The organism is Paenibacillus sp. sgz302191 (assembly GCF_057749925.1).
Genome location: NZ_JBYLHY010000045.1, coordinates 1 through 11,644, shown reverse-complemented (window position 1 = coordinate 11,644; position 11,644 = coordinate 1). Strand labels below are relative to the sequence as shown.

At 53.8% G+C, this 11,644-nt stretch carries 10 protein-coding genes and 1 pseudogene; 7 read left to right on the top strand and 4 right to left on the bottom strand.

The window, feature by feature from the left end; translation table 11 throughout:
- Positions 1–260: 260 nt before the first annotated feature.
- Positions 261–389, top strand: coding sequence for a DUF6254 family protein (locus AC3G2T_RS35660; protein WP_474685291.1), 129 nt, complete (start codon positions 261–263; stop codon positions 387–389).
- Positions 390–724: 335 nt separating this feature from the next.
- Here AC3G2T_RS35660 and AC3G2T_RS35655 read toward each other — a convergent pair.
- A pseudogene (locus AC3G2T_RS35655) lies at positions 725–919 on the bottom strand (hypothetical protein); the annotation flags it as partial.
- Positions 920–1,574: 655 nt separating this feature from the next.
- Here AC3G2T_RS35655 and AC3G2T_RS35650 point away from each other — a divergent pair.
- Together AC3G2T_RS35650 and AC3G2T_RS35645 are read left to right on the top strand one after the other, a co-directional pair.
- Positions 1,575–1,901, top strand: a complete 327-nt coding sequence (locus tag AC3G2T_RS35650; protein ID WP_474685292.1) for an ArsR/SmtB family transcription factor — start codon at positions 1,575–1,577, stop codon at positions 1,899–1,901.
- Positions 1,902–1,998: 97 nt separating this feature from the next.
- Positions 1,999–3,783, top strand: coding sequence for a SulP family inorganic anion transporter (locus AC3G2T_RS35645; RefSeq protein WP_474685293.1), 1,785 nt, complete (start codon positions 1,999–2,001; stop codon positions 3,781–3,783).
- 8 nt (positions 3,784–3,791) lie between these two features.
- Here AC3G2T_RS35645 and AC3G2T_RS35640 read toward each other — a convergent pair whose 3' ends face one another.
- The 3 genes from AC3G2T_RS35640 to AC3G2T_RS35630 form a co-directional block, all read right to left on the bottom strand.
- Complete coding sequence (locus AC3G2T_RS35640) at positions 3,792–4,436, bottom strand: TetR/AcrR family transcriptional regulator (RefSeq protein WP_474685294.1); 645 nt, start codon at positions 4,434–4,436, stop codon at positions 3,792–3,794.
- Positions 4,437–4,440: 4 nt separating this feature from the next.
- Entirely contained in the window at positions 4,441–4,968 is a 528-nt protein-coding gene (locus tag AC3G2T_RS35635) for a hypothetical protein (protein ID WP_474685295.1), read from the bottom strand.
- A 524-nt stretch (positions 4,969–5,492) separates the two neighbouring features.
- Positions 5,493–7,103: a glycoside hydrolase family 28 protein gene (locus AC3G2T_RS35630; RefSeq protein ID WP_488438428.1), complete on the bottom strand. Its 1,611-nt coding sequence runs from the start codon at positions 7,101–7,103 to the stop codon at positions 5,493–5,495.
- A 214-nt stretch (positions 7,104–7,317) separates the two neighbouring features.
- On the opposite strand from AC3G2T_RS35630, the gene AC3G2T_RS35625 reads away from it, so the two are divergent.
- The 4 genes from AC3G2T_RS35625 to AC3G2T_RS35610 all read left to right on the top strand — a co-directional run bounded on the left by AC3G2T_RS35625 (position 7,318) and on the right by AC3G2T_RS35610 (position 11,286).
- A complete protein-coding gene (locus tag AC3G2T_RS35625) occupies positions 7,318–8,904 on the top strand; it encodes a plastocyanin/azurin family copper-binding protein (protein ID WP_488438427.1) in 1,587 nt (528 codons plus the stop codon).
- Between the two features lie 550 nt (positions 8,905–9,454).
- Complete coding sequence (locus AC3G2T_RS35620; RefSeq protein ID WP_488438426.1) at positions 9,455–9,835, top strand: cupredoxin domain-containing protein; 381 nt, start codon at positions 9,455–9,457, stop codon at positions 9,833–9,835.
- Between the two features lie 120 nt (positions 9,836–9,955).
- Positions 9,956–10,525, top strand: coding sequence for an RNA polymerase sigma factor (locus AC3G2T_RS35615; RefSeq protein ID WP_474685299.1), 570 nt, complete (start codon positions 9,956–9,958; stop codon positions 10,523–10,525).
- A gap of 2 nt (positions 10,526–10,527) precedes the next feature.
- Positions 10,528–11,286 carry an anti-sigma factor gene (locus AC3G2T_RS35610; RefSeq protein WP_488438425.1) on the top strand — a complete coding sequence of 253 codons (759 nt, stop codon included), beginning with the start codon at positions 10,528–10,530 and terminating at the stop codon, positions 11,284–11,286.
- The last annotated feature ends 358 nt before the right edge of the window (positions 11,287–11,644 follow it).

The window sequence follows — 11,644 nt, the reverse complement described above, 5'->3', positions numbered from 1 at the left end:
GTTGCCTGTCAGCTACGAGGCGACTTGGCTCTTACCTCGGCCGGACTTGCACCGGCTAGTTGTGCCTAGCTTTGCTAGGCGCGCTTTATCGGAAATTTCTGTATAATTACAGAATTTCTGCACGAACCGGCGTTGCGATTAGAGCGAGACTGGTCTCTCGAAAGCCTAAGACTGGGAAGTGCTCACGGAGAATAAAACTTGCGGCAGTTCGGCAATTTATAAAAGCACTCAAATTCCACTTGCCAAAGGAGTAAATCGCTATGAGCCAATCAAAACGCCGTGAAGAAGCCGCATGGAAATCACGCAAACAAACCCAGAACCCACACGGCAAAGTAAAATCGCTTGAGGAGCTTTCCAACGAAAGTGATGCAAAGAACTCAACCAAGTAGGAAATAAAGCTAAGGGAAATTTATGCAACCCGAGCAGATTTCTTCGGATAGAAAGAGCGGTCGGAATCGGCTGACCTTAGTCTCGTTGGCGGCAGCAGTGGGCCGTTTTCTCACTTCCCGTATGGCTGGTTAACTTTACCTCCCCCCACTTTACCGGTGGGGGCAGGCTTAGCTTGAAGCAATGGGAGAGAGGTCCAACTGCAGCAGTGAGGATTGAGCCTCAGTTGCGGTAGTCAGGCGGAGGCTGAACTGCCACAGCGGGGCTGGATGGAGGCTTAGCTGTTATAGCGGCGATGAGGGCTCAGCTGCGGCAGTGGGTTGGAACCGTCTCTCGGTTACTCGATTACATAAGTTTCGGCAGGCTGCGAAGCGATGAATTCGCTTAGTTCGCCGATTGTATAAATATGCAGCATATGCAAGAGCCGCGTGCACGCCGTGTAGAAGAGCTTGCGCTCGCTCTCACGGCCGTAGCACGCTTTGCTGCCGTCATAGATGAGCACGGCATCGAACTCCACATCCTTCGCCAAAAAAACGGCGCGGCATCTTCATACGGCAGATGCCCCCGGCCAGCGCTTGCTCCGTCTGCTCCCCGACGGCAGGCCAACGCTCAGGCAGGCCGGCATCCCCGGCCAGGACGAGGGCCAGCTCCCGATCTCGGAGCAACTGCAGGTAAACTTCTGTCACATCTACAAATACTTAGCCGTTTCACCTCCGCCTGCAGCGGCTTGAAATGCTCCGCACGACGACACGGGCATGCATCCGCTTTTCCTTTTCAAAATCGTCAAACCGGCCCCTTTGCCTGCCTGCATGTTACGCAGGTGCCGGTAAGCTCTGCGGTAGTCTTCGGCGTCCAGAAGCTCGATTTCGTCCTCGCCCCACCCTTAGTCAAGCTCCCTCTCCGCGTACTATTCCAGCGGCTCCAGCAGCGACTCGTGCATCAATTCCAGACGGTTCGGCAGCTTCACCGCAGCGTCGTAGCTGTAGAACAACTCCGCCCCATTCACTGCACGGATACGATTGTCTTATCCCGGAACAGGATCGGCTTAAAGCACATCCCCTGCTTGTAGGCCTGAGTCATTGCCAGGAACCGGATCGTTTGATTTTTTCGGCCGTGCTTTATTTAACAACTTGTTTCCTGTATTCTATTCATATATTCAAATCTTTAACTTAAGGGGATCAGTTGGGATGAATCGCGAAATTCAGCAGTTTAAATCGGAGTTTTTCAAAGCGTTGGCTCATCCGTTACGGATTCGAATCCTGGAGCTGCTGTGCGAAGGAGATAAGACGGTCAATGAACTGCAAGCGCTGCTCGGAACCGAAGGCTCCGCCGTATCGCAGCAGTTGGCGGTCCTCCGAACAAAGAATGTCGTCAGCGGCACCAAGGAAGGCACATCGGTCTTGTATTCCCTTCGCGACCCTCTTATTAAGGAGCTGCTAAAGGTAGCCAAGCAAATTTTTGACAATCATCTGGTTGACGCCATTTCATTGCTGGAAACCATCCGAAATGAATAAAAAATAGGCGATATTTGTTCATTGACAACAATTTTGCACGGGTGTATATTCCCTATATATTCAAATAATCAAATATATGAAAAAAGAAGGGTTTACGATGAAGTGGTCGGGCAGATTTGAAGGCTACAATGCGGAGTATCTTCGAAGAGATCTTATATCGGGGTTGATTGTCGGTGTTATTGCCATTCCTTTGGGAATGGCTTTTGCAATTGCAGCCGGGGTTAACCCGCAGTACGGGATTTACACAACGATTATCGCCGGCTTTTTCATTTCACTGTTCGGCGGCTCCAAATTCCAGATCGGGGGGCCGACGGGCGCGTTCGTCCCTATTTTGTTTGCCATTGTTATGCAGTACGGATACGAGAATTTGCTTATAGCAGGGTTCCTGGCAGGAGTTTTACTCGTGCTGATGGGCGTATTCAGGCTCGGAGCGCTTATCAAATTCATTCCCCGTCCCGTGACCATCGGCTTTACAGCCGGTATCGCGGTCATTATTTTCACCGGGCAAATTACCAACCTTCTGGGGCTGACAGGCATCCAAAAGCATGAGGATTTTTTGTCGAATATGAAAGAAATCGGCATCCGCATTTTTACGATAAATCCGTATAGCGTCATCACGGCCGCGATTTGTTTATCCATTATTTTGCTGGCGCCAAAGTTTTTCCCGAAGGTTCCCGGGTCGCTGATCGGCCTTGTTATATCCAGTCTTATTGCCGCGTGGTTTTTTGAAGGGCATGTAGCCACGATCGGTTCGACATATGGCGCTATCTCAAGCGCCCTTCCAAGCGTGCATGTTCCGGAGATCACTTTTGAACGAATCAAGCAGCTCATCCAGCCGGCCTTTGTCATCGCCATGTTGGGGGGAATCGAATCGCTGTTGTCCGCCGTAGTCGCCGACGGGATGACGGGAAACCGCCATCACAGCAACCGGGAGCTGATCGGGCAAGGAATTGCGAATATCGTGACGCCATTGTTCGGCGGGATTCCGGCAACCGGGGCCATTGCCCGAACTGCGACTAATATTAAAAGCGGCGCGGCAAGTCCTGTTTCGGGAATGGTTCACAGCATCGTCGTCATGCTCGTATTGCTTTTGTTCGCCCCATTCGCTTCGAGTATTCCTTTGGCCAGTATGGCTCCGATACTGATGGTCGTTGCCTGGAATATGAGCGAGCGCAAAGAATTCGTCCATGTTTTAAAAACGAAAACGAGCGATTCCGTCGTCTTGATCATCACTTTTTTGCTTACGGTGCTCGTCGATTTAACGACTGCCGTTGAAGTCGGGCTGGTGCTGGCTGTGATCCTGTTTGTCAAACGGATGAGCGAGATGCTGACAGTCGCAAAAGTTTTGCCCGATCCTTCCGTAAAGCATGAAAAAATGGCTCCCCACATGGTGAAAGAGGGGCACGATTGCCCGCAAATCTCCGTTTTCACGATTGAAGGACCGCTATTTTTCGGCGCGGCAACTATGTTCGAGAAATCGATTATGGGCATGATCCATTATCGCCCCAAAATTTTGCTGCTAAGAATGGGCAAGGTTCCTTTTATGGATACGACCGGTGAAATCAATCTGGCCAGTGTGGTCAAGGATTTCAAGAAACATGGCGGTGAAGTCGTCATCTCGGGCATTCAGGCTCAACCCAAAGAAGTGCTGAACAAAACGGGTTTGGCATCCATGATCGGGAACGAACATTTCTTTGAGCATACGGGAGAGGCTGTCGACTATTCCTTGCAGCTGCTGGATCGCCAAAAATGTTTGGGATGCAAGCATTTCGCCTTCCGCGAATGCGCCGCTTTAGCCGCTCCCGATTCAGACAAAGTATCCGGGTCCGTTTCCCTTGACCGGCAAAACCGCTCCAAAGCGCTCGCTTCGAAGCATCCGTGATGTCAATGTCAGGAACTTTTCGGCGCCAGGCCGGCAAAAAAATCGTCAATAGCGGCTTCCATCCGCTCCGGGGTTACGGTGTCCGGCTGAATAAGCCGGTGAACCGACAAACCGTCAACCAGCGCATGCAGCCGCTCCGCTTCACGCGGTACATCGATGGACGGATCAAGTATGCGTTCTTTTGCAAGCAGCTGCAAAGTTTCCGCCATTGCCTCCCGCATTTGCTTGAAAGTGCGGTGGCTCAGCTGTTTGAGCGCAGGATCGTTAAGCGATTTAACCGTAAAAGAGATCCAGACTTCCATCTCGGACTCCCGCTCCTCATTCATCGGCATGAATTGCAGTATCAATGATTTGGCGGCTTGTACAGTCAAGCCTTCGGCAGACAGATTCAATTTTCGAATTCGCGCTTCAATCCGCTCGACGATCAAATTCATCGCAAATTCAAACATTTGAGCCTGGCTGTTAAAATAATGACGCATCGCTCCCATGGATACGCCCGCCTCATCGGCGATTTTGCGGACCGTCGCCTGCTCCAGCCCCCCTTTGCAAATCACCCTCCAGGAAGCTTCGGCAATCTTTTCCCTTTGCTCGGTATAATTGACCACTTTGGGCATTTCTTCGTATTCCGCCTCCCTATTATCGTTAAGTACCATTGTATTACTTTCGCGGCCAAAGCGTATAGCTGAAGCTCCACACAAAATCGACCGCCAGCACGATGCTCCAGGTCTTGATGGTCTGCCGCAAACTATCCGTATTGCTATGTTCCCCTGCCAGCCAAATCATACCATACAACAACATACAGCCAATCCCCCAACCAAGAAAATGCAAAAACCACAGACGGCGCTCGCGGCGGGCGTGATCCGCTCCTTTCTTCGGCGGCTTGACAGGCGCCGCGCCTCCGGCAAAACGATACGCGAACTGCTGGTCCGCCCAGCTAATCATCCGGTGGCCAAAACCTATCGATACGCCGATATAAATCGCGGCCAGCCCATGAAAAAAGCCTGCTTCCGCACCATTTCGAAGATCAAGGACCGTCGCCGCCAGCAGCGCCAGATCGATGATCGGCGTGCAAAGAAGCAGTGCCGTGCCCAGACGCTTCCTTCCGAGCAAGTAACGAGCGGCCAAACCCGCCAAAACAAAGATCCAAAAACCGACTTCACAAGCAATGATGAAAAAAGCGATCATGATCAAAAGCTCCTTTTTAGCACAAGTGTATTATAAAAACAAAACTATTTTAGCACAAGTGTACTGCAAAAGAAAAGGAACTATAAATAAAAAAAGCATGTCCAGCGCCAGTGTTCGGTCGCCTAAACATGCTTTTCTTCTTTGTCAGATTTTCCTTATGCGTTTAAACACCAGTACATTTCGTCTCGAAATAATAATGCGGAATCCATGCCTCAAAAGACAATTTTCAGCAAATGTGACCCGTCCGCCAATAAACAGGAAACGAACGCACGGTCTGGCACTGCCGATTACACGGACAGCTGTTATAAATCTGCGGCCATTTATGCGTCTGAATCTGATTATCACTATATCGACTCTGATTATACTCATATCTCTCACCTCGCTTTGCCGGAAGATACTAATAAGAGATTCAGTATCTAGCAAATTGGCAACTGATAAAGTGCCAGCAAGGCGTATGAATCCGCTTGTGCGGTACGGTTTGGCAAAAAAAAAGAAAGCCACCCGGATTGTGGGCGGCTCTTTTATCAACTAGTGCTTACTGCATCTTTTGGCACGTCTTTCCCCGCTTCAATAGGATGCTTCGCCGCAGAGGTGTCGGTGTCGGACAATTGAATATTTTGCGTCCTGCTGCCGGCCAGTTTCAAGAACGTATCGGTGCCTGCCGGGCTCCATGCCCGATTCAAGGACACATGGTCGCTGTTGTTCAGCGTGTACACCGGACCTGTTTTCGGAATGATTTTCACATTCGTCAATTGAATTCCGCTGGCGAAGCCGGCAGTGAAGCCTGTATCGGCCTGAATGACAGTGTTCTGAATATCCACTCCGCCGACAGGGATGCTCTCGGTCCCTTTGACGGTCACGGCTCCCTTGGCTCCGTCCGCATAAACATGGTTGATATGGATGTTTTGGAACTGAGGCACTTTGCTTTGATCCGTTTTGGAGCTATTATCGGCCGGATAAGTGACATCGAATGTAATCGCATCGGAAGCTATATTTTTCATAGTGATGCCGTCTATCCAAATGTTCTGAACGAGGCCGCCTCTTCCAACATCGCTTTTGAATCTGAGACCGGTGTCGGTACCGGAGAAGACATTGTTGTACACATAGATGTTCTTCATGCCGCCGTCCGTGTTGCTGCCCACCACAAATCCGCCATGCGCGCGGTAAACGACATTGTCTTCGATCACCACATTTTGCAGACCGGGTTCGCCGCCGCTTCCTCCTCCCGACGATTTCATGCAAATCCCGTCATCCCCCGTGTTAACGGTGTTGCGGTAAATGACGATATTTTTCCCGTTGACGTCGATGCCGTCCGTATTTTGGTCGTACCAGTTGTTCGTGACTTTCGTGTTTCGAATGATCACATTTTGTCCATGCTTGATGTTCAGATTGAACATAGGGGAATTTTCCAGTGTCGGTCCGTCAATCAAAACCGAGCTGCTGTTCTCGATGTCCACCATGATCGGACGAATGTCTTTCACTGCGCCATCGACGACCTGCTGCGGCGGATACCAAATATTTTTATCGACCTTCCCGCCCGAGGCGACAAGCGCATTCCACTGCGATTCGGGAAGCTTTTCTTTTTTGACGGGCCGCCACGTTTCTCCGCTTCCGTCAATAACGCCTTCGCCCGTAATGGCCACATGAGTTAAATTCGTTCCATAAATGAGAGGGACTGGCCTGCCGTCCTTGGAAGCAGCCGCCTGATAATCTTGGTGATCCTTGCTAAAATCAACGATGGCGCCGGTGTCCAAACGCAAGTTGACATTGCTTTTCAAGGTTATCGGGCCTGTCAGCCAAACTCCGGCGGGAACAACAACAATGCCGCCTCCGGCGTCCGAACATGCGGCAATCGCTTTGGCGAATGCTTCCGTATTTTTCGCGATTCCATCGCCAACCGCTCCGTAATCGGCAATATTGAACCGCCGGTCCGGGAATTGAGGTGCTTGCACATCCGGCATTTGGAATGGAAGACCGGTCAAATACGAGGCCAATTCCCGATCCTCCGCAGAATGGACCGCGTCATTTGCCGTCTGTGAACCGCACGCCGTTAAAGGAAAGAAAATCGCGCCTCCCAGCAGAAGCGCTGCGCATCGGGCAACTGTTCCTTTTTTTCGTGATAATGGCTGCCTCACCGTAACTCACCTCTTTCGCCGCAATCGTTATACTGATTTTAAATATACATGAAAATTATGACAAAATGATGAAACGCGCTGATCCGGCCGGTTCGCGGCTCGGCAGCATTGACGAGCAGCCGTCAGGGAAAAAAATTTCCCGTCTGCTCAAACCGCTTTGCCGGGACGGTCGTTACCTCTTTAGAATGGATATTTTTATAAGGAGGCAGGATGGATGAAAAAATTTGGATTATCGCTTGTCCTGTGCGCGGCGCTGCTGCTGCCGGCAATCGGCGCTTCGGCGGGTGCGGAGGGACAAACGAACGGCTCAGGCGTTACAAGCGACGCGCAAACGGTGGAAAAGCTCGGCCTTCTGGCCGGTGAAGGCGACGGCGTTTCGGCTGCTTACCTGGCCAAAGGCTCGACAAGAATCCAGGCGGCTATAATTTCACTCCGTCTTCAAGGCAAGCTGCAGGAAGCTCTCGATTTCAAGGGAAGCGGCGGATTCGCCGACTCCGGGCAGGTCGACAAGAGCAATCAGGCGATTCTCGCGTATTTGAAAAATCATCCGCAGTACGGCTGGAGCGGCATGGACGATGGGCATTTCGATCCGCTGGTGCCGATCAGCGCCCAGCAGTTCTACAAGGTGCTGCTAGAGGCGATAGGCTATAAATCCGGCACGGATTTCGCTTACGCGGACGCGGAAAAGTTCGCCGCAGGCAAGGGTCTCGGGCAAATCGCAGGCGTCTCCGCTTTGACGAACGCCCATATCGCCACAGCGCTTGTCGAAGCTCTGTCTGCGCAAACCGCGCAAGGCCATTCGCTCTTCGAGATGCTGCAGGGCGAAAAAGTCATCCCCGCCGGCGCAGCGCTCCCGCAAGGCGAACGGATCGGTCTGCACAGCGACGCCAAGCTCGGTACATATTTTACCGGCAAAGCAGGCCGCACACTGTACTTTTTCACGAAAGACGCGCAGGATTTGAACGCCTGCCAAGGAAAGTGCATCGAGAATTGGCCGCTCTTCACGTCGGATCAACTGCAAATTCCTGCCACTTTAAATGCGGCTGACTTTTCCGTATTGACCCGGACAGATGGAACGAAGCAGTGGATGTACAAAGGCTGGCCGCTCTACTATTTCGTCAAGGATAAGGCGGCGGGCGATACTCTCGGTGAGGCCGTCGGCGGCGTCTGGTTCGCCGCAAAATCGGACTACACGGTCATGCTCGGCACCAATACGACGCTCGGCAATTATTTGACCGATGATCGCGGGCGCACGCTGTATTATTTTGATAAAGACAAGCCGCAAACGAGCGTTTGCGAAGGGAACTGCCTCGCCAATTGGCCGGCTTACGGCGCTTCGGGAGGAAGCGTGCCTTCGACACTGTCGGCGGCCGATTTCGGCGCAATTACGCGCGCTGACGGCAGCAAACAGGCGACGTACAAAGGCTACCCGCTCTACTACTTTGTTAAAGATCAGTCGCATGGCGACACCGCGGGCCAAAACGTAGGCAGCGTATGGTTCGTCGTAGATCCGGCGAAATTCGCCGGTACAACAGCCGCCCAGGCGGCGAAAACCTACAACATCGACATCAAAGAGTTCTCGTTCGGCACAAGCCCGCTGACGGTCGAGGCCGGCTCCAAAATCACATTCACCAACTATGACGATATGAAACACAACGCGGTCGCGGTGGACGGCAGCTTCGCCACTCCGCTGCTCGACAAAGGGGAGTCCTACACCGTTACGCTTGCGAACCCCGGTACCTACGACTTCTACTGCGAGCCGCACAAGCAATTTATGAAAGGCCAAGTTATCGTGAAATGAGCGTGATGCAGCGATGACGCTACGAGCATTAGCCGTTTGGTTCGCGCTGCTGTGCCTGCTGCTCCTTTGCGCTTGCGGCGCGGGGACCGCGGGCGGCGCGGCTGGCGCTGCGGGCGCGGCGAGCGCTGCGGGTGGCGCGGCTGGCGCGGGCAGTGCGAGCGCTGCGGGTGGCGCGGCTGGCGCGGGCAGTGCGAGCGCTGCGGGTGGCGCGGCTGGCGCGGGCAGTGCGAGCGCTGCGGGTGGCGCGGCTGGCGCGGGCAGTGCGAGCGCTGCGGGCGGCGCGGCTGGCGCAGGTGGCGCGGGCAGCGCGAGCGCTGCGGCTGGCGCAGGTGGCGCGGGGACCGCGGGTGGTGCGGGCGGCGCGGGCAGCGGCCAGATAGCCGCTGCGCAGCAAACCGCCGGGCCGGCGGAGCAACCGGCCCCCTCCGGGGCCGGGGGCAGCCCAAGCGGCGGCGCGGGCGATGCAGACAGCGGACACGCGCTGCATGCCGCCGGCAACGACGCCGCGGCTGCGGGCGGAAGCTCCGCCAAAGCGGACGCCGGAAGCGGCGTGTCTGCCGGCGGCGGAGGCGCGGCTGGCAAGGATGCGCCGGTAGACGCATCCGGCGGCGGCAAGCCCGGGGCTGGCGCCGCGGCCGGGAACCCGGCCGGTCAACCCGCGGGCGACGAGGCCGGTAAAGTGCATGTCGTCGAAATCGTCGATTTCGCCTTCTCTCCTAACAAGCTGGAGATCAAAGCCGGCGACAGCGTAAAATTTGTAAACAAAGATGCGGTAAGCCACACCGCGACCGCCGACGACAAATCGTTCGATACCGGTTTGCTCGCACAGAACAAGGACAAAACGATCACTTTTGACAAAACCGGCGAATTCAGCTATTATTGTTCTCCTCATCCCGGCATGCGGGGCGCCATTGTCGTTAAAGAGAAATAAAGCAGGGTAGCCGGGTGACCGGTTGCCCTTGCTTTTTATCCGGATTGCCGACCGCAATACCCGCAATTTGTTGTATGATAGCATTAAGAGATTATATTGCCGTTCTGGAGGCCGCGCGGAATGAATAACCACTCCGATTACGAACTGATGCTGCTCGTGAAGCTTAAGCGCCAAGATGCGCTCTCCGAACTGTACGACCGTTATGCGTCGCTTGTATATTCGTTTGCCTGGAAAGCGGTGCGAAACGAGCAGGCTGCACGCGACATCGTTCAATCCGTATTTGTGCGGCTATGGACGACCGAATCGGACTACGACCCGGATAAGGGGCGTTTTACCAGTTGGCTGATAACGATCACCCGCAACATCACGACCGATTGGCTTCGCAAACAGCGCAGACAGGCCGAAGGGCTTGTCCCGTACGTGCCGGAGGAGCTGGAGCGGATACCCGATTCCCGGGCGGCATCGCCGGAAGAGCATGCCGAGCGGGAATCGCTGAAAGAGCAGGTCCGCCTCGCCTACCGCTTCCTGTCAAAGCAGCAAATCGAGCTGCTGGAGCACTTTTATTGGCGCGGCTACAGTTTGAGCGAGCTCGCCGCCCTTTATGAAGAACCGCTCGGAACAGTAAAAAACAGATTGCATCAAACTTTGAAAATATTGCGCAGACATCTGCTGGTGGAAGGAGAGGGATGACGATGACCGAAAAAAACTCAGCATCGGTATGTGACTTGTGCCTGGACGTTATATCGGGCGTTTGTACGGATGAAGAGCGTTTGGCGTTCGAGCGTCACCTTCCCGGCTGCGAGGCCTGCCAGGCCGAAATGGATGAGCTGTGCACCGTATGGGAGGCGCTTCCCGCCGATATGGAACGGATCGAACCGCCGAAAGATTTGAAAAAACAAGTGATGAACGCCGCTTTCGCAGCGGAAGCCGGGCATAGCGCCGAAAGCTCCCGCACCGTAAGAAGGCGGAACAGAAGGTCTTTCCAATACGCCGCAGCCCTGCTGCTGATCTTGTTTGCAACCGGAACCGCATGGAACGTATGGCTTTTCCGGGAACGAGCCGCCGCGCCGCTCCCCATCGAAAAAGCGCTCTCCGTACCCGCCGCGCAAATCAAACAGATCGTGATGCTTGAGCCGCAGGCGGAAGCCAACGAGGCAAAAAGCTACGGCATCGCCTGCATCGTCGACAACGGGCAAAGCAAACAGTTCGTCGTCTACGTCTTCGGCGTAGCTCCGACAAGCGGCGAACAGGCGTACCAGGTGTGGCTGCTCAAGGACGGCGTGCGCCAAAGCGCCGGGACGTTCCGCGTCGCGAACGACGGCAAAGGTATCGGCGTGCTATCCATGCCGATCGCCTCAGGCAAGCTCACCTTCGATACAATCGGCGTCACGCTCGAACCGGACGACCGCGGCGAGCAGCCGCGAGGCTCAAAAGTATTCGGGTCCGTATAAAAAGGTACCTCACCCAGCTAGCTTCAACACCTTGTTAGAGCAGCAGCAGGCAGTCACCCCCTATGGACTGCCACGGAAGACAGTACAGCGGCTCGGCGCACGCTAAACCCGCGAACATGTAGGTTTCTCACTGGAAACTATGCGTTTGGCGAAAAAACCTGCAAAAGTGCAGGCTTTTTCCGTAGAAACGGTTCATTTTGGCGAAAAGCCTGCGAAAGTGCAGGAATTTTCCACTAGCTTTGCAAACAAATGTAACAAACCATATTTTTTAAATGTTATTTAACAAAAAAGGTAAATTAATGTTGAAATTTTGCATAAAAAAACCTATTCTAATGGTCAGATCATCTAGGCGTGTTAC